At 64.0% G+C, this 18,384-nt stretch carries 18 protein-coding genes; all 18 read left to right on the plus strand.

The window, feature by feature from the left end:
• Window positions 1–35: 35 nt before the first annotated feature.
• The 18 genes from J3L12_RS06600 to hemG all read left to right on the plus strand — a co-directional run bounded on the left by J3L12_RS06600 (window position 36) and on the right by hemG (window position 18,374).
• Window positions 36–668 carry a bifunctional precorrin-2 dehydrogenase/sirohydrochlorin ferrochelatase gene (locus J3L12_RS06600; RefSeq protein WP_208014322.1) on the plus strand — a complete coding sequence of 211 codons (633 nt, stop codon included), beginning with the start codon at window positions 36–38 and terminating at the stop codon, window positions 666–668.
• A complete protein-coding gene (gene cobA, locus J3L12_RS06605; RefSeq protein ID WP_208014257.1) occupies window positions 665–1,441 on the plus strand; it encodes a uroporphyrinogen-III C-methyltransferase in 777 nt (258 codons plus the stop codon). Before J3L12_RS06600 ends, cobA begins: the two co-directional genes overlap by 4 nt.
• Window positions 1,442–1,472: 31 nt before the next feature.
• Window positions 1,473–2,633 (plus strand): CmpA/NrtA family ABC transporter substrate-binding protein, encoded by a 1,161-nt coding sequence (locus tag J3L12_RS06610; protein ID WP_208014258.1) that lies wholly within the window; start codon window positions 1,473–1,475, stop codon window positions 2,631–2,633.
• Between the two features lie 11 nt (window positions 2,634–2,644).
• Window positions 2,645–3,457: a nitrate ABC transporter permease gene (ntrB, locus tag J3L12_RS06615; protein WP_208014259.1), complete on the plus strand. Its 813-nt coding sequence runs from the start codon at window positions 2,645–2,647 to the stop codon at window positions 3,455–3,457.
• 10 nt (window positions 3,458–3,467) lie between these two features.
• Window positions 3,468–4,283: an ABC transporter ATP-binding protein gene (locus J3L12_RS06620; protein WP_208014260.1), complete on the plus strand. Its 816-nt coding sequence runs from the start codon at window positions 3,468–3,470 to the stop codon at window positions 4,281–4,283.
• 12 nt (window positions 4,284–4,295) lie between these two features.
• Window positions 4,296–6,794 (plus strand): nitrite reductase large subunit NirB, encoded by a 2,499-nt coding sequence (gene nirB, locus J3L12_RS06625; protein ID WP_208014261.1) that lies wholly within the window; start codon window positions 4,296–4,298, stop codon window positions 6,792–6,794.
• On the plus strand, window positions 6,787–7,134 hold the full coding sequence (gene nirD, locus J3L12_RS06630; protein ID WP_208014262.1) for a nitrite reductase small subunit NirD: 348 nt from the start codon (window positions 6,787–6,789) through the stop codon (window positions 7,132–7,134). The genes nirB and nirD overlap by 8 nt, the downstream gene beginning before the upstream one ends.
• Window positions 7,135–7,196: 62 nt before the next feature.
• A complete protein-coding gene (locus J3L12_RS06635) occupies window positions 7,197–7,982 on the plus strand; it encodes a uroporphyrinogen-III synthase (RefSeq protein ID WP_208014263.1) in 786 nt (261 codons plus the stop codon).
• Window positions 7,983–8,303: 321 nt separating this feature from the next.
• Window positions 8,304–9,470 carry a glutamyl-tRNA reductase gene (locus J3L12_RS06640; protein WP_208014264.1) on the plus strand — a complete coding sequence of 389 codons (1,167 nt, stop codon included), beginning with the start codon at window positions 8,304–8,306 and terminating at the stop codon, window positions 9,468–9,470.
• Window positions 9,463–10,365, plus strand: coding sequence for a hydroxymethylbilane synthase (hemC, locus tag J3L12_RS06645; RefSeq protein ID WP_208014265.1), 903 nt, complete (start codon window positions 9,463–9,465; stop codon window positions 10,363–10,365). Before J3L12_RS06640 ends, hemC begins: the two co-directional genes overlap by 8 nt.
• Entirely contained in the window at window positions 10,350–11,021 is a 672-nt protein-coding gene (locus J3L12_RS06650; RefSeq protein WP_208014266.1) for a uroporphyrinogen-III synthase, read from the plus strand. The genes hemC and J3L12_RS06650 overlap by 16 nt, the downstream gene beginning before the upstream one ends.
• On the plus strand, window positions 11,009–12,034 hold the full coding sequence (gene hemB / locus J3L12_RS06655) for a porphobilinogen synthase (RefSeq protein WP_208014267.1): 1,026 nt from the start codon (window positions 11,009–11,011) through the stop codon (window positions 12,032–12,034). The genes J3L12_RS06650 and hemB overlap by 13 nt, the downstream gene beginning before the upstream one ends.
• 9 nt (window positions 12,035–12,043) lie before the next feature.
• Window positions 12,044–13,162 (plus strand): HAMP domain-containing sensor histidine kinase, encoded by a 1,119-nt coding sequence (locus J3L12_RS06660; RefSeq protein ID WP_208014268.1) that lies wholly within the window; start codon window positions 12,044–12,046, stop codon window positions 13,160–13,162.
• Window positions 13,159–13,875 carry a response regulator transcription factor gene (locus J3L12_RS17085; protein ID WP_208014269.1) on the plus strand — a complete coding sequence of 239 codons (717 nt, stop codon included), beginning with the start codon at window positions 13,159–13,161 and terminating at the stop codon, window positions 13,873–13,875. The genes J3L12_RS06660 and J3L12_RS17085 overlap by 4 nt, the downstream gene beginning before the upstream one ends.
• A gap of 56 nt (window positions 13,876–13,931) precedes the next feature.
• Window positions 13,932–14,990, plus strand: a complete 1,059-nt coding sequence (hemE, locus tag J3L12_RS06670; RefSeq protein WP_208014270.1) for a uroporphyrinogen decarboxylase — start codon at window positions 13,932–13,934, stop codon at window positions 14,988–14,990.
• Window positions 14,987–15,769: a chlorite dismutase family protein gene (locus J3L12_RS06675; RefSeq protein ID WP_208014271.1), complete on the plus strand. Its 783-nt coding sequence runs from the start codon at window positions 14,987–14,989 to the stop codon at window positions 15,767–15,769. The genes hemE and J3L12_RS06675 overlap by 4 nt, the downstream gene beginning before the upstream one ends.
• A 257-nt stretch (window positions 15,770–16,026) precedes the next feature.
• Window positions 16,027–16,998, plus strand: coding sequence for a ferrochelatase (hemH, locus tag J3L12_RS06680; protein WP_208014272.1), 972 nt, complete (start codon window positions 16,027–16,029; stop codon window positions 16,996–16,998).
• Window positions 16,998–18,374: a protoporphyrinogen oxidase gene (gene hemG / locus J3L12_RS06685; protein ID WP_208014273.1), complete on the plus strand. Its 1,377-nt coding sequence runs from the start codon at window positions 16,998–17,000 to the stop codon at window positions 18,372–18,374. Before hemH ends, hemG begins: the two co-directional genes overlap by 1 nt.
• Window positions 18,375–18,384 lie beyond the last annotated feature (10 nt).

Genomic DNA, 18,384 nt, shown 5'->3' on the forward strand with positions numbered 1-18,384 from the left:
CGTGTCCAAAGCGTTCCAGGGCCTACTACCCGGTGATGCTCGATTTGCGGGGCAAGCGAGTGGTGTTCATAGGCGGGGGATTTGAAACGGAAACCAAGGTGCGCGCGCTCCTGGCGGCAGAGGCTCAGGTAACGCTGATTTCTCCGGAAAACCATCCAGACCTCTACCCTCTACCGGCGGGCCTCATCCACCTGCGACGAGGTTACCAGCCCGGCGACCTCGAGGGCTTCATGCTGGCTATCTCCCACCCTGTGAATAGGTCTCTGAACGCTCAGGTCGCAACGGAAGCCCGGCAACAGGGGGTGTGGCTCAATGCGGTAGACGACCCCGCTTACTGCGACTTCATCCTGCCAGCGGTGCACCGACAGGGCGACCTGATCATCGCGGTCTCCACCAGCGGGTCAGCTCCCGCTTTGGGGGTGCGTATCAAGGCTCGGCTGGCCAAGGAGTACGGCCCGGAGTACGCCGAATACTTGCGCATTCTGCGAGAGTTTCGGCCCGTGGTGGCAGCCGCCTACCCCGAGCACTTTGAGGCACGCAAAGCGGCCTGGTACCGCCTGGTAGACGCCGATGCGCTCAGTCTGATCCGGCTGGGCAGGCTCGAGCAGGCCCGCGAACTCTTGCGGCGGGCCCTGGAAGAGGCCGAACCCCAACTGGAGGTGGTATGAGCGGCAAGGTCTACCTGGTAGGGGCGGGCCCGGGAGACCCCGAGCTTCTAACCCTCAGGGCGGCCCGGGTGCTGGCCGAGGCCGAGGTGGTGCTTTACGACCGGTTGGTGGGCGAGGGGGTGCTGCGGATGGTCAACCCCCGGGCCCTGCGGATCTATGTGGGCAAGGAGGTGGGCCAGCAAGAGACGGTACAGGAGGAGATTTTTACCCTGATGCTGGCCTATGCCCGGGCCGGCCGGCGGGTGGTGCGGCTCAAGGGAGGCGACCCCATGGTGTTCGGACGGGGGGGTGAGGAGTGGCGCTTCTTGGCCGAACAGGGGGTGGCGCTGGAGGTCGTTCCTGGGATCTCCTCAGCGATCGCGGCGCCCAGCCTGGCCGGGATTCCCCTCACCTTGCGGGGGATAGCCGGGGGCTTTGCGGTGGTGAGCGGGCAAGGCTCGGGAGAACAGGCCCCCCGCCTGACCCACTACGCCGGTGCGGAGACCCTGGTGGTGCTGATGGGGGTGAGCCGCCGGCGCCAGATTGCTGCGCAGCTCATGGCCCTGGGGCGGCCACCTGAAGAACCGGTGGCCTTCATCGAGCGGAGCACCACCCCTGAGGAGCGCGTGGTGGAGGCCACCTTGGCCCAGGTAGCCCAGGGTGAGGTTCAGGTCGAAGCCCCAGCCGTCTGGGTGGTGGGAGAGGTAGTGCGCTGGCGCCAAAGGCCCTTTGCTTGGAGCACTGCTCTGAAAGGAGGTACTCTTGCACACAATCAACCGTCGGAAGTTGCTTAAGTCTGCTACAGCTTTGGCTCTCACCAGCTTGATGCGGGGTCGAGCCCAAGGCGGCAAGCTCAAGGTGGGCTTCATCTCCCTAACCGATGCCGCTCCGGTGATCATGGCCGGGGAGTGGGGGCTTTACAAAAAGTATGACCTCGAGGTCGAGGTGACCAAGGAGGCTTCCTGGGCTACCACCCGCGACCACCTTCTAAACGGGGAAATTGCCGCCGCACACTGCCTTTTTGGCCTGCCCATCTCGGTCTACCTGGGCGTCGGCGGCCCCGCCGGGCGGGCGCTACCCATCGGAATGATTCTCAATAATAACGGCCAGGGCATCACCTTATCGCAGCAGGATTTCGGCGGAAAGGTGGGCTTCAGGGATCTCGAGGGAGCCGGGAAGGCCATCCTGGCCAAGAAGGCCGAAGGCAGGCCGCTTACCTTTGCCATGACCTTCCCCGGCGGTACCCACGACATGTGGCTGCGCTACTGGCTGGGAGCCTGTGGAGTCAACCCGGTAAAGGACGTCAAGATCATCACCATTCCTCCACCCCAGATGGTGGCCAATATGAGCGTAGGAAACATGGACGGCTACTGCGTGGGCGAGCCTTGGAACGGGGTAGCGGTAAGGCAAGGCATTGGTTTTACCACGGCAGCCACGCAGGACATCTGGAAGCATCACCCCGAAAAAGCCCTGGTCTTCAATCCCGACTTTTTCCGCCGCAGAGGCGAGGCCAAAGCCTTGGCCAAAGCGGTGCTGGAAGCCTGCAAGCTGCTGGATCAGCCCGCGGCCCGTCGCGAAGCGGCCAAGGTAATCGCGCAACGCCCCTACGTAAACGCCCCTTCCGAGGTGATCGACGCCCGCTTGCAGGGGGTATACGAGCTGGGCGGGGGCCTTGGGCGTAAGAACTATACCGACGACATGATGCTCTTCCACCGCGGCGGGCAGACCAACTTCCCCCGCAAGGCCTACGTCATCTGGTTCGTGGCCCAGTATCGCCGCTGGGGCTTTATTAAGGAAGCGCCCGACTACGAGAAGATAGCCGAGGCTTTGGTGCAGCAAGACTTCTACCTCGAGGTAGCTCGAGACCTCAAGATTTCTGTTCCCAACGACGACATGACACCCCTAACCGGGTTTATTGATGGGGTGACCTTCGATCCCAAAAACCCGGAGGCCAGCCTGGCTCGGTACAGGATGCGCGAACTCTAAGGGAGGCTTGAATGGAACGGATTACTGTTGCCAAACCCTCGGCGGATCGGGGTTACCGGCTGCCGCACTGGGCTACGAGCCTGCTCAGCACGACGCTAGGCTTCCTGGCCTTTGGCCTTCTGTGGCACGTCCTAAGCCATACCGTAGCCCCCAAGGTACCCGATGCCCTGACCACCCTGAACACCCTTTGGGAAATGGTGCGCGACCCCTTTTACGACAACGGCCCCAACGACAAGGGCATCGCCATCCAACTGGCCACCTCGCTGTACCGGGTGGGGCTCGGTTTCCTGATTGGGATAGCCATCGCCCTGCCGATTGGATTTTTGATCGGAGCGTCTGAGGCCCTGTATAAAGCGATCAACCCGGTGGTACAGCTTTTGCGTCCGGTCTCACCCCTAGCCTGGTTTCCGGTGGGGTTGGCAGCCCTGGCGGCCTCAGACAAAGCCGCCGTCTTCGTCATCGCCATCTGCTCCCTCTGGCCCACCCTGATCAACACCGCCGTAGGCGTGGCCTCAGTACCGGAGGACTACAAGAACGTAGCCCGTGTCTTTCGCTTCTCGCCCTGGAAGTACCTGACCCGGGTGCTCTGGCCGTACGCTCTGCCTTACATCCTCACCGGCTTTCGCCTTGGGCTGGGCATCGCCTGGATGGTGATTGTGGCTGCGGAGATGCTCTCGGGAGGCACGGGCGTGGGCTTCTTCATCTGGGATAGCTACAACGCCCTGGATCTGGAGCGGGTGATGGCGGCCATTCTGCTCATCGGCCTGGTGGGCTGGGCCATCGACGGAGCCCTAAGCTATCTTCACCGCAAAGCACAGGCGTAGAGGAGAAGGTATGGGTTACCTGCAACTAACGGAGATCGGGAAACGCTTCGGAAACTACGTAGCCGTGGAAGACTTTAACCTGCGGGTGGCCCAGGGTGAGGTGGTCTCGCTGATTGGACACTCAGGCTGCGGCAAGTCCACCGTGCTCTCTTTGGTGGCCGGGCTAATCCCTCCCAGCTCGGGCCAGATTGTGCTGGAAGGCCGCCTCATCGAGGGCCCCGGCCCCGACCGGGGGGTGGTTTTCCAGAACTACTCCCTTCTGCCCTGGCTTTCGGTCTATCAAAACGTCTACCAGGCTATCGATGCAGTGCACCTTGACTTGACCCCAGAAGAAAAAGCGCGCCTGTGCGAGAAGTTTTTGCGGATGGTCAGGCTGTGGGAACACCGCCACAAACGCCCCGGTCAGATTTCAGGAGGAATGAAGCAGCGCACCGCCATTGCCCGCGCCTTGGCTATCAATCCTAAGATACTGCTCTTAGACGAGCCCTTTGGCGCTCTGGATGCCCTAACCCGAGCCGCTTTGCAGGATCAGCTCCTGTCTATCTGGAACGCCACTTCGGAGGACGAGCTGCTGCGGGCGCTGTGGGGCGAGGAGCCCAAGACCATCCTGCTGGTCACCCACGACATTGACGAGGCCATTTACCTTTCCGACCGGGTGGTGGTTATGACCAACGGCCCTCGAGCCACGGTGGGAGAGGTGGTGGCGGTGCCCTTACCCAGACCCCGCGAGCGTAAAAGGGTGCTGGAAGACCCACGCTACGTGGAAGTAAAGGAGCACCTGCTTTACCTTCTGACCGAGAAATACGGCCACAGAGAGGCTGCCTAGCGGAGGTAAGCCATGACGAAGCGCCTGGTGATAATTGGCAACGGCATGGTAGGGCACAAGTTCATTGAGACCCTATGCAGCCAGCCCCATGACTTCACAATCACAACCTTTTGCGAGGAGCCGCACCTAGCCTACGACCGGGTACATCTGAGCCGATACTTCCAGAGCCCGCGTCCGAATCTGGGCCTGGCCGACCCCGAAACCTACCGAGCCTGGGGGGTAAGGGTGATCCACGCTCGAGCCCAGGCCATTGACCGCACAAGGCGGGTGGTGGTTGCTTCGGGCTGCGAGGTCGAATACGACCTGCTGGTGCTAGCTACGGGGTCTTATCCCTTTGTGCCCCCCATCGAGGGTCGGGAGCTGGAAGGTTGCTTTGTCTACCGTACTTTAGACGACCTGGCCCGCCTTGAGGCTTACGCCGGTAAGGCCCGCACAGGGGTGGTGCTGGGCGGGGGCCTCCTGGGCCTCGAGGCCGCCGGAGCCTTACAGGCCCTCGGGCTCAAAACCCACGTGGTGGAGCTGGCCCCCCGGCTCCTGCCGCAGCAGGTGGACGAACTGGGGGGCAAACACCTGTTTCGTTATGTGAAAGCTCTGGGCATTGAGATACACCTGGGCAAGACCTCAAAGAGAATCCAGGGGCAGAAGGGGCGGGTGGTGGCCCTGGAATTTGCCGATGGTGGCGTACTCGAGACCGACCTGGTGGTTTTTGCAGCGGGCGTCCGGCCCCGCGACGAGCTGGCCCGTCAAGCAGGCCTGAGCATAGGGGAGCGGGGCGGGGTGGTTATTGACGATTATTGCCGCACTTCCGACCCTTATATCTACGCTATCGGGGAATGCGCCGCACACCGGGGCCGCACCTACGGCCTGGTGGGGCCAGGCTACCAGATGGCCCGCGTGCTGGCCGAGAGACTTCTAGGTAAAGAAAGCCGCTTTAGCGGGGCCGATACCTCTACCCGGTTAAAGCTCTTGGGCGCAGAGGTAGCCAGCTTCGGCGATGCCCAAGCTGAAAGCCCTGGCGCAACCGAAGTGCTTTACACCGACTTCGCTCGAGGTCTTTATAAAAAGTTGGTGTTCTCTGAGGAGGGGCGGCTTCTGGGAGGTATCCTGGTGGGCGATACCGCAGCCTACCCCACCCTGCATGGCCTCCTGGGGGAGCGCCTCGAGCAGCCCGAAAGCCTTTTGCTTCCCTCTAGCGCGGGCTCCGCCCCGCTGCCCGCCAAAGCCCAGGTGTGTAACTGCACCGGGGTAGCCCGGCAGCAGATCTGTGAGGCGGTTCGGGCGGGTGCACGCGACCTCGCGGCTCTCAAGCAAGCCACCCAGGCCGGAACCGGCTGTGGTGGTTGTGTACCGCTGCTCACCGAGATCCTGCAGCAGGAGCTAAAAGCTCTGGGCGAGGCCGTATGCCACCACATTTGCGAACACTTTCCCTATAGCCGGGCCGAACTCTTCGACATTGTGCGGGTGATGGGCTACCGCACCTTCGAAGAGCTTTTACAGGGGCACGGCCGGGGACTGGGGTGCGAGGTCTGCAAGCCGGCGGTGGCCTCGATCCTGGCCTCGCTCCACAACGAATACATTCTCAAGGACGAGCTCCTGCCCCTACAGGACACCAACGACCGCTTTCTGGCCAACCTCCAGCGCGACGGAACCTACTCAGTGGTGCCCCGTATTCCCGGTGGGGAGATTACCCCGGACAAGCTTATGGCCATCGCCTCGGTAGCCAAAAAGTACGGCCTGTACACCAAGATCACCGGTGGACAGCGCATCGACCTCTTCGGCGCTCATCTGCACCAGCTTCCGCAAATCTGGGCCGAGCTGGTGGCCGCAGGTTTTGAGTCGGGGCATGCTTACGGTAAGGCCCTGCGCACCGTCAAAAGCTGCGTGGGCGACACCTGGTGCCGCTACGGCGTTCAGGACTCGGTGGGCCTGGCCATCCGGTTGGAGAACCGCTACAAGGGTTTGCGGGCCCCTCACAAAATCAAAGCCGCGGTCTCGGGCTGCGTTCGCGAGTGCGCCGAGGCGCAGTCCAAGGACTTTGGCATCATTGCCACCGAGCGGGGCTGGAACCTGTATGTCTGCGGCAACGGCGGGATGAAACCCCGCCATGCTGATCTTCTAGCTGCGGATCTGGATGAGGAAACCCTTGTGCGTTACATCGATCGCTTCCTCATGTTCTACATCCGTACCGCCGACCGACTGCAGCGCACCAGCGTCTGGCTGGAAAAGCTGGAGGGAGGAATCGAGTACCTAAGACAGGTCATCGTGGAGGACAAGTTGGGCATCGGCGGTGAACTCGAGGCCCAGATGGCACAGATCATAGCCAGCTACCAAGACGAGTGGGCCACCACCCTGCAAGACCCGGAAAAGCTCAAGCGATTCCGCCACTTCGTCAACTCTGAGGAGCCCGACGAAAACATCGTACGGGTGGAGGTGAGGGGCCAGTACCGCCCGGCCTACGACTTTGAGCGACTAACGGCCTTGCCCATGAACCAGGGGGGTGCCCATGACTAAGGCCAACCGCTGCTGGAGGCACATCTGTCGCCTGGAGGAGATCCTCGAGGGCACCGGCGTGTGCGCCAAAGTAGAGGGCAGGCAGGTGGCCGTCTTTCGTCTGGAGGGGAAACTTTACGCCCTATCCAACTACGATCCCTTTACCAGGGCCAACGTCCTCAGCCGGGGTATCCTGGGCAACCGGGGCGAGCGGCGGTACGTGGCTTCTCCTCTGCTCAAACACCGCTTCGATTTAGAAACCGGGGAATGCCTAGACGATGCGCAGGTATGCATCCCCACCTATGCCGTTCGATGCGAACGGGGAGAAGTGTGGGTGGGCTTGCTGGGTAGAGAAAGATGAACCGGTTCGCGGTAGAATCCACAGCGTCCAATCCGAAAGCCAGCGCCAGACCCTTGGAAGGGATGCGCGTTGCCTTGTGCGGCCCACGCCGGGCGGCCGACTTGGCCCTGATCCTGGAAAAGCAGGGGGCCCATGCCCTCCACCGGCCCACCGTAGAAACCGTACTGGCTTCGCCCGAGACCCTGCGGGCTCAGCTCGAAAAATTCGCTTGTGGGGGGGCCGACTGGGTCATCTTCACCACCGGAGCAGGAGTCGAAGAACTTCATCGCCAGGCCGAAGCCCTGGGGCTATGGGAAAGCGTCTACGCTCAGCTCAGGCAAAGCAAGCTGGCTCAACGCGGCTACAAGTCCAGCCGAGCCTTGCTTCAGCAGGGCTTACAGGCTGTGGCCTGGGACGAAGACGGCACCGTAGAAGGACTCATAGAAGCCCTCAAGGGGCATCCGCTAGCCGGCTCGAGGGTCTTCGTGCAGCTCTACGGCCAGCCAGCCCCTCGGCTGGTGCGCTTTTTGAGGGAACAAGGCGCCTGGGTGGAGGAATTAATGCCCTATCGGCACATCCCGGCCAGTGAGGCTGCCCTGGACACCCTCATCCGCGAGATTCTGGAAGGGGCGCTCGACGCCCTGGTGTTCACCAGCCAGCCCCAGGTAGAGTACCTGCTGGATCATGCGCAAAAGAGCGGTCAGCTCTGCCGGGTAAAAGCCGCCTTTGAGCGGGTCTGGGCCCTCGCCATCGGGCACATCACCGCAATTCCCCTGCAAAAAGCGGGCATTCGTTGCTTCTATCCCCGCGTTGAGCGCATGGGGGCTTTGGTCACAGAGTTTGCCCAGTTTATAGCGCAGCAAAAGTAGGCATATTTCAGCAAATAACCTTCGGGTGAAGTTGGCAGAAACATTATCTGGGACGCAGTTTGTCACCCTCTTCTCCCTTGCATCAAACTGCAAACCCCTCAGGCCCATTTCTGAGATTCGCCTGAACTGAGGAAGTCTGCCTAAAGCAACAAGTCAGGCGCTCTTTTGAGGCCCACGACAAGGTGCTTGGGCAGCGCCGAAGTTTTACAGGGTTTGTACTCCGGAAGCGCTAGGGTTCAAGGGTATTTCACGGAACCATCTATTCGAGTGACAGTTTTGTGACACTTTTATAAGTCTTGTGCAGTTGATAATCATTTGCATATGGAGCGATTGACGCTCATCGGGGTCTCGCAACGACGGGGGGGCAGCGCCGCCTTGCGGGCTTGGAACGCCTGGCTGCAAAGCCATCCTCACCTTCCTCCCGAGGTGGAGGAACGTGTGACGCTGCTGACCTGCAACCGCAGCGAGCTGATCCTGGCGCTGGCCGAGGGGGCAAGCCTCGAGCCCCTTCGGGCCCGCCTGATCCCCCCTCACCTGCCCCGCGGCTACGCCTTCGCCGGCGAGGCCGCCTTAGAACACCTCGCCCGGGTGGCGGCCTCGCTGGACTCGGTCAACCCCGGCGAGGGCCAGATCATGCAGCAGGTGCGGCAGGCCTTCGAGGCCGCCCGGGAAGCCGGCACGGTAGGCCCCATCACCGCCTTTGCCTTTCAGCAAGCCCTGAGGATCGGCAAAAGGGTACGCCGGGAGGTGGCCCTGGCCCCGGCGCGAACCTCGCTCTTCAGCCTGGCTCGCCCGGTTCTGGAAGACCTCCTGCCCCGGCCTGCCCGGGTAGCGGTGGTGGGCGTGGGGAAGATGGGTACCCTGGCGGCCCGAAGCCTGGCCGCTTTGGAGGGCGTAGAGCTCTGGCTGGTCAACCGAAGCCTGGGGAAAGCCCAAGCGCTGGCGGAAGCCCTGGGGGCGAGGGCCATGGGGTTGGAGGTCTTTTTAGAACGCCCCCCCTCGCTGGACGCGCTGGTCGCGGCCACGCCGGTGGCTGGTCTGTTCGGCTTTTCCTTCTTTCGGCAGCAGCCCAGGCTCAGAGCAGTGGTCGATCTGGGCCTGCCGCCAAACGTCGTGCCGGAAGCGGTCGGCAAGGCGAGACTTCTTGATCTGGACTACCTGGAGCGGCTGGGCAACGAACGCCGCGCACGTCTGCAGGCCGATCTGGCCCGCGCGGAGGCGATCGTGTTGCAGGAGGTCGAGGGGGTGGTGGCGGAGTGGGCCGAGCGAAGCATCGGCCCGGCTATCGCCCGGATGCGGGAGCTTTACCGCCTGACCCTAAGGGAATTGGTGGGTGAACGCGTAGAGCCAGAACTCTTAGAGCGGCTGGCCCACCGCTTCGCCCACCTACCTGCCAAGGGCCTGCGCGGCCTGCTTCGGCAGCACGGCGTCGAGGCCGCCCTGGCTTTCTTGCAGGAGGCCGGGCTTCTGGAGGTGGAGCGTGACTAGGGTGCGGCTCGCCACCCGCGGCAGCCGGCTGGCCCTGGAGCAAACCGGCTGGGTAAGGGCTGGTCTGGAGGCTCTAGGCGCTGTGGCGGAGCTGGTGGTGGTAGAGACCCAAGGCGACCGCGAGCAGCGCCCCTTCGCCCAGATGCAAGGCCAGGGCTTCTTCACCAAGGCGGTGCAGGAGGCTGTGCTGGAGGGCCGGGCCGACCTGGCGGTGCACTCTTACAAAGACCTGCCCAGCGCCCGGCCCATGGGGCTCGAGATAGTCGCTGTGCCTCCCCGCGAAGACCCCCGCGATCTCATTCTGGCCCGGCCTGAAGCGGTGGACGAAAAGGCGGCCCACCTGCCCCTCTGCCGGGGCGCTCGGGTGGGCAGCAGCGCGGTGCGCCGCCAGGCCCAGCTCCGCCACCTGCGCCCCGACCTGAGGCCGCAAGAACTCCGCGGCAACGTACCCACCCGTCTCGAGAAGCTGGCTAGAGGCGAGTACGAGGCGGTACTTCTGGCCTACGCCGGGGTAAGGCGGCTGGGGGCGGACTTAAGTTCCTTTTACGCCGCGGCGCTCCCGCCTACGCTGCTGGTGCCGGCCCCGGCTCAGGGGGCGTTGGCCCTGGAATGCCGGGAAGGCGACCTGGAGCTGAAAGCCCTGGTGAAGCACCTCGACGACCCCAAAACCCGCCGAACCGTAGCCGCCGAGCGGGGCCTGATGGCCCGGCTGGCCGGAGGGTGTCAGCTCGCCCTAGGGGCCTACGCGGAAGAGGGCCCGCAAGGCCTAGAACTTCTTGCCTGGTACAAAGGGCGGATCTACCGCGCAATCGGCCAGAACCCCGAGGCGGTGGCCGAGGGGGTCTTCCAGCAAATCTGCGCCGAGCACCCGGAGGTGGTATGGTCATCGCCCTGACCCAGTCGGAAGGCCGTCTAGCCGGCCTGGCAGAGGCCCTGGAGGTTCTCGGCCTGAGGGTACTCCGGGTTCCCCTGATCGAGACCCGCACCTTAAAGGCCGATCTCTCACCCTTGCTGGACTGCCGGATATGGCTTTTTACCAGTCCGGCCGCGGTGCAGGGAGTATTGGACAACGGCGGGCAACTTGGGGGGCGCTTCTTAGGTGCGGTGGGCCCGGCCACCCAGCAGGCCCTAGAAGCGGCAGGTGGAAAGGTAGCGCTGGTGGCGCCGGAGGCAAGCGCCGAGGGTCTGGCGGAGGCCTTCTTGCATGCCCGCCCCTTCGGTTTTGTGGGCCTGCCCCAGGGCAACCGGGCCCGGCCGGTGCTGGCCCAGCGCCTAAGGGCAGCGGGCTACACGGTAAGGAGCATCCCGGTCTACGAGACTCAGGGCCGAGCCTGGCCCGAAGAACTCTCCCCCCCCGACCTGGTGTTGCTGGCCAGCCCTTCAGCGGTGGAAGCCCTGCCCCCAGAGATTGGCCAGAAGTCCCGCCTGCTGGCCCTGGGCCCCACCACCGCGGCAGCCCTGCGCCAGCGAGGCTTCCCCTACACCCTTCTACCCCAGCCCAGCGCGAAGGCCGTGCTGGAGACCATCCGAGGTATGAGATGCTCGAGCTGAAGAAACCCAAGACCCCCCTCCAGAACCTCTCCTCTAGACCCCGCCGCCTGCGCCAAAGCGCCGCGCTGCGCGAGAGCGTGGCCGAGACCCACCTGCGCCCTGCCGACTTCATTGCCCCCTTTTTTGTCATGCCCGGCCGGGGCCCTGCCGAGCCTGTCGCAGCCCTGCCCGGCGTGAGCCGACTATGCGTGGACGACTTCCTGCGCGAAGCGGAAAGAGCGCTGCGCCTTGGGGTGCGCTCGTTTCTTCTATTCGGCGTTCTACCGGAGGAAGCCAAAGATCCCCTGGGCGCCTCGAGCGCCGACCCCGAGGGCCCTGTGCCCAGGGCTCTGCGGGCGGCCCGCAAGGCTTTTGGCGAAGAGGTGGTGCTTTATACCGATGTCTGTCTTTGCGCCCACACCACCCACGGCCACTGCGGCGTGATAATGGAGACTCCCCGTGGGCCGCGCATTGACAACGATCTAAGCCTCCAACGGCTAGCCGCCATGGCCCTCGCCCACGCCGAGGCCGGAGCCGACTTCGTGGCGCCCTCCGACATGATGGACGGCCGGGTGGCCTACATCCGCAGGGCACTTGATCAGGCCGGGCACACTGAGGTGGGCATCCTCTCCTACGCCGTAAAGTACGCCAGCGCCTTCTATGGCCCCTTCCGCGAGGCGGCCAAGAGCGCCCCCAGTTTCGGCGACCGCCAGAGCTATCAAATGGATCCGCGCAATGCCCGCGAGGCTTTGAAGGAAGCCCACCTAGACGAAGCCGAAGGCGCCGATATGCTCATGGTCAAGCCTGCCTTGGCTTACCTTGACGTACTGGCCCGTCTACGGCCCACCACTACCCTCCCTCTGGTGGCCTACAACGTGAGTGGGGAGTACGCCATGCTCAAAGCGGCGGCGCGGGCCGGGGCGCTGGACGAAGCGCGCGCGGTGCGAGAAGTGCTTTTTGCCCTCAAGCGGGCCGGAGCCGACCTGATCGTGAGCTACCACGCCCTGGAGGCTCTGGCCTCGGGCTGGCTATAGGAGGTGGGGTTGCGCGGTCGGCTCAAAACCTGGCCACGCCACTGGGTCTGGTGGGCCTTCGGCCTGGTGGTGGCGTTTCTGCTGGCGCAGGTTAGCTGGTGGCTTGCCTTCCAACGCAACTACATCCAGCAGAACATCGAGTACGCCGAAACCGCCTGGCTGCAGGAGGCCGCTTTGGTGCAGCAGCTCTGGGCCGCCACCGCCCCCGAGAAAAGGTCGGCCCTTCTGGCCGAGCTAAAGGCGGCCTTCCCCCACCTCGAGGTCGAAGGTGAGCGGGTCTACGTGAACCCCGAGCGACTGGCGGCTTACCGCGCCGAGCAGATGCGCCACCTGCGCATGTTTGCTTTCGAGGGGCCGGTCTTTTTGCTGGTCATGCTCCTGGGCCTCTACATCATCGGGCGAAGCCTGCGAAGCGAGCAAGAGTACAAGCGCCGCCAGCAAAACCTCCTTTTGGCGGCCACCCACGAGTTTCGCACCCCCATCAGCACCCTGCGTCTGCTCACCCAAACTTTGGAGTTGCGCGAACTTCCCCGCGAGAAGGCGCTGGCCTATCTGGCCCACATGACCCAGGAGATCGCCCGGCTGGAAGATCTGACCGAGCGGCTCCTCACCACCTCGAGGCTGGCCCAGGGCCTGGGCCAGGTGAAGCCGGAACGGCTCGAGCTGAACCGGCTCACCGGTCTCTGCCTGGCGCGCCAGCAGAGCACCCTCACCGCGCGGGGAGCCCAGCTTAACTTCGAGCCTGCCCCCCATCCCCTTCCGGTCAAACTGGATCCCGAAGCCTTTGGCCTGGTGTTCTCCAACCTGCTGGACAACGCGGTAAAGTACACCCCCGCTCCCGAGAAGCCCATCTGGGTGCGGCTCAGGCTGGAGAAAGACCAGGCTGTCCTGGAGGTAGAGGATCGCGGAGTGGGTCTGCCCAAGGGGGAGATTCCCCAGCTCTTCGAGCCTTTTTACCGGGTGGGCGACGAGCAGATCCGCCGCACCCGGGGGCTGGGCCTGGGTCTTTACTTAGTCAAGAGCATCACCGAACTCATGGGCGGACGGGTGCGGGCCGAAGCCCTGCCCAAGGGCAGCCGCTTCACCCTGAGCTTCCCCTTAGCCGAGACTGAGAGGAGACCTGTGTGAAACCCAAAGTGCTTTTAGTGGAAGATGAGCCGACCCTGGCCCAGGCCTTGGCCGACAACCTCGAGGGTGAAGGCTACGCTATGCAGATCGCCCCCGACGGCCAGGCCGCCTTGGAGCGCTGGGCGGCGTGGAACCCCGACCTGGTAGTGCTCGACGTGATGCTACCGAAGCTGGATGGCCTCGAGGTCTGCCGCCAGATGCGCGCAGCCGGCTACAGCACCCCGGTGCTGTTCCTCTCGGCCAAAGGTCAGCCCGAAGACCGCGTGGAGGGGCTAAGGGTGGGGGGCGACGACTACCTGGGCAAGCCGTTCCACCTGCCGGAGTTTTTGCTGCGGGTCAAAAACCTCCTGCGCCGCCGCGAGGAAACCCGCGCAGCACCTACCTATACCTTTGCCGGCCACCAGATAGACTTCCGCGCCTGGACGGTTCGGCTGCGGGATGGCCGCAAGGAGCTGCTGGGTGAGCGCGAGATGGCCATTCTGCGGCTCTTGATTGAGCGGGCCGGCGAGGTAGTAAGCCGCGACGAGATTCTGGACCGGGTCTGGGGCCAGGAGGTCTTCCCCAGCAGCCGCACCATAGACAACTTTGTGGTACGCCTGCGCCGGCTTTTCGAGCCCGACCCGCAAAACCCCCAGCACTTCCACACCGTCTGGGGGGTGGGGTACCGCTTCACCCCCGAACCCGAACCCCCCACTGAGCCCGCACATCGCTAAAAAGCCCTTGCAGTAACCGAGGAGCCAAACACCCACCGCGCAGCACTGGAGCCACTGTGAACACCGTACAAAACCCCACCACCACCTCCCTCTTTCTCCGGGCCGCCTGGGGCGAGGATACCCCCCACGCCCCCATCTGGCTAATGCGGCAGGCCGGACGTTACCTGCCCGAGTACCGGGCCATCAAGGAAAAGGCCTCTTTTTGGGAGATGGTACGCACCCCGGAGCTGGCCGCCGAGATTACCCTGCAGCCCCTGCAACGCTTCCCGCTAGACGCAGCCATTCTCTTCAGCGACATCATGACCCCCCTGCCTGCCATGGGGGTGGAGATTGCCTTTAGCCCCGGCCCGGTAGTAGCCCAGCCCCTGCGAAGTCTGGCCCAGATAGAAGCACTGCAACTGCCGCCAGGCGAGGAAATTGCCCCCTTCGTGGCCGAGGCCCTGAAGCAGGTGCGGCGGGCCCTGGCTGGTCGCGAGGTAGCCACCATTGGCTTTGCCGGAGCCCCCCTGACCCTGGCCACCTACCTGATCGAAGGGGCGGGCTCTAAGGACTACGAGGTGTTCCGGGCCTTCTTGCGACAAGAACCCTCCGCCGCGCACCGACTGCTGGAAAAGCTGACCGAGCTCACCCTGCGCTACCTCAAAATGCAAATAGCGGCCGGCGCCCAGGCCGTTCAGCTCTTCGACTCCTGGGCCGGGCTGCACGACGCCCGCACCTACCGTACCTTTGGCCTGCCCTATAACCGCGCCGTTCTGGAAGGCCTGGCGGGCCTGAGCGTCCCCAGGTTGTACCTGGCCGTAGGGGCCAGCCACCTCTACCCCACCCTGGCCGAACTGCCCTGCGAGGCCATCAGCGTGGACTGGCGCGTGCCCCTGAACGAAATTCGCCCGCTCTGGCCAGGCCGCACGCTGCAAGGCAACCTGGATCCCACCACTCTTCTAGCGCCCCCCGAGGTGATCACCCGAGAGGCCCTGCAGGTGCTGCGAGCCGGGCGAGGCGGCCCCCACATTTTCAATCTGGGGCATGGGGTCTTGCGGACCACGCCCCCCGAGCACGTCGCCCATCTGGTCGAAGTCGTTCATCAGTACAACCGCCACCAAGAGGAACCCGCATGAGTGAGAAAGAAACCCGCGACTACAAGGAAAAAGAAACCCGACGCATGGTAGACCTGGACCCCGCCGGCCTGGTGAGCCGCAAGGCCCCCGACCAGGCCAAGCGGCAGTTCATGAACTACGCCTTCTTCAAGCTAAACCCGGAGTTCCGTCGGCAAAGCCGCGAGTTCATCGAAGCCGCCAAGGCCGAGTTTGCCGAGGTGTGCGAGCGCTGGGCGGCCAGGGGCCAGGGCTTTATCCTGCGCTCATACAGCCTGGTGGGCCTGCGGGCCGATGCAGACTTCATGCTCTGGCGCATCAGCTTCCAGGTGCCCGACTTCCAGGCCATGCAACGGGAGCTGAACCGTACTGCCCTGGCCGGCTACCTGAGCCAGCCTTACTCCTTCCTTTCCATGCAGAAACGCTCCATCTATGTGGACCGCTTCAACCCCGAAGGCGAGGGCGTCCAGCTTCTGCCAGGGCAGGGGCAGTATCTGTTTGTCTACCCGTTCATCAAAACCCGCCCCTGGTACGACCTTTCGCCGCAGGCCCGACAGGGCATGATGGACGAGCACATCTACGTATCGGCCCCCTTCACCGGCGTTACCCTCAACACCTCTTACTCCTACGGCATTGACGACCAGGAGTTTGTGGTGGCTTTCGACTCCAACTACCCCCAGGAGTTTGTAGACCTGGTGCAGCGTTTACGCTTCACCGAGGCCAGCCAGTACACCCTGCGCGACACCCCAATGTTCACCTGCGTCAAGAAGGAGCTTCGGGAGATATTGGACGATCTGGCCTGATGGCCTCCACCGCAATCCGGGCAGCAGCAATGCGCCCAGGAGCAGCCTCCAATCGGGAGAGCCCACGCCCTTTCCGCCAGTTTCGTTTGACCTGTACAGACCCTCTCGCTTCACCTGCTGAGTCCCGCCTATGTTTTGGATAATGGCATGATCGAAAATCATTCAGGTATTGCGCCCGGAGCAGGATTTTCTAGCGCAGCCTGAATTCATCTCTATACAAGTGCAACTTAACCCATGAAACCCAACCGAGGATCAAGATGAACGTTCTGCTGATGGCCTATGGCACCCCCTACCGTCAAGAAGAGATTTTGCCTTACTACACCGATATCCGCCGCGGACGGCCGCCGAGCGAAGCGCTGTTGCAAGAGCTGGAGGAGCGCTACCATCTGATTGGCCGCAGCCCCCTGAACGAGATTACCTTTGCCCAGGCGGTGCGCCTCGAGGCCGCTCTGAACGCCACCCTCCCGCTTTACCCCACCCCCCTCAGGGCTTCTCCCGGTGCCAGGGTGCGGGGCCCTGCTCGCGTCTACCACGGCACCAAGCACTGGCACCCCTTCATTGCCGAGGCGGTGCGGGCCATGGCCGAGGACGGGGTCAGGCAGGCCGTAGGCATTGTGGCGGCCCCGCACTTCTCGGCCCGCAGCATTGCCGAGTACCGGGAGAAGGTAGAAGCTACCCTTGCCGAGCTGGGTCACCCACTGGAATTCCGCCTGGTCGAGGAGTACTACGACCACCCCGGCTACCTTCAGGCGGTGGCTAACCGCGTGCTGGAGCAGCTCTGGCGGCTGCGGAAGCCAGAGCAGGCGCTCTACCTGTTCACCGCCCACTCCATCCCCGAAAAGGCGGCCCAGGATGGGCGTTACCAGGCTCAGGTACGCGCTACTGCCGAGTTGGTGGCTCGGGCGCTAAACCTCACGCACTGGGACACCGCCTGGCAGTCGGCAGGCCGCACCCCGGAGCCCTGGATTGGCCCCGATGTCAACGAAAAACTGGAGGAGGCCAGGGCCCTGGGGTTCAGCGAGGTGGTGGTGACCGCGGTAGGGTTTCCTTCGGATCACCTCGAGGTCTTCTACGACCTCGACTACGAAGCGCAAAACACCGCTGCCCGGCTGGGCCTCCGCCTCCTACGCACCCGCAGCCTGAATGCCGACCCCGACTACATCGAGGTGCTGCGCGACCTGGTGCTGCGCGAATGGGCCCGCTTTAGCGCCCCCGTGAGGGGGGTCTGATGGCGCATCTGGTGGTGGTGGGAGGCGGAGCGGCTGGCCTCTCGGCGGCCTACTACGCACGCCAGGCCGCGCCCGACCTGGCCATTACCCTGCTCGAGGCCGACACCCGCTTAGGCGGGAAAATTTTCACTGTGGCCGAGGGCGGCTTTGTACTGGAAGGCGGGCCCGATGCGGTGGTGCGTTATAAGCCCTGGGCGCTCGAGCTGATGCGCGAGCTGGGGCTGGAAAGCCGCATCGTGGGCACCACGCCCGCCAGGCCTTCGGCGCTCATCCACAATGGCGAGCAGGCGCTGCCGATTCCCGCAGGCTTGCAGATGGTGGTGCCGGGCGACCTGCGGGCACTGGCGCAGAGCCCGCTCCTGAGCCCTCTGGGCAAGGCTCGAGCCCTCCTCGACCTGATCCTTCCCAGAAGAACGGGGAACGACGAGGCTTTTGGCGCCTTCATCGAGCGTCGGCTGGGGCGGCAGGTCTGGGAGCAGCTGGTAGCCCCACTCTCGGGCGGCATTTACGGGGGCGACCCCTACGAGCTTTCAACCCAGGCTGCTTTCCCGCAGCTTGTGGCCCTCGAGCAGCAACACGGTAGTCTGATCCGGGGAGCCATCGCCCAGCGTAAGACCCGGGGCAGCCGCGAAGCCGGGCAGTTGTTCGCTTCCCTCGAGGGCGGTCTGGGCACACTGGTGAAAGCGCTGGAGGCCCAGCTGACCGGGGTGAGCCTGCGGCTCGGTGTCCGCGTGGTGGGGCTCGAGCGGAAGGGGAACTGGCTGGTTCACACCCCAGAAGGCACACTTCATGCCGATGCTGTCGTGCTGGCTACCCCCGCGGGGGTTGCGGGAGAGCTGCTGGCAAACCTGCACCCCGAAGCTGCTCAGGCGCTGCAAGCAATTCCCTACGGCAGTTCGGCCACCGTCAGCCTTGCCTTCGATAAGGCGCAACTGCCGCCTCGCGTTGGCCACGGCCTCTTGATGAGCCTGGGCCAGGGCTTCAGCGCACGGGGCTTTACCTGGAGTGACCAGAAGTGGGCAGGACGGGCCCCCGAAGGCTTTGGGCTGGTGCGGGCCTATTTTTCCGGGGTCGAAGCCAGCCCGGACGAACTGGTTAAGTTAGCGCTGCATGACCTCGAGCGGCTCTGGGGAAGGTTACCCAAGCCCCTCCATACCTGGGTGTTCCACTGGCCGCTGGGCCTGCCCCGCTACACCGTGGGGCATCTGGAGCGCGTGGCCCAGGCCCTGCAGGCTGAAGCGCTGCCGGGACTTTTCCTCGCCGGTGCCGCCTACCACGGCGTCGGCCTGCCGGAGGTCGTGCGCATGGGTCGGGAAGCTGCCCACAAAGCGGTTCGCTTTCTGAGTGACTTACCCCAGCCTCAAAAACTGGCTTAAACGACTGCAC

Source organism: Meiothermus sp. CFH 77666 (genome assembly GCF_017497985.1).
Taxonomy (GTDB): domain Bacteria; phylum Deinococcota; class Deinococci; order Deinococcales; family Thermaceae; genus Meiothermus.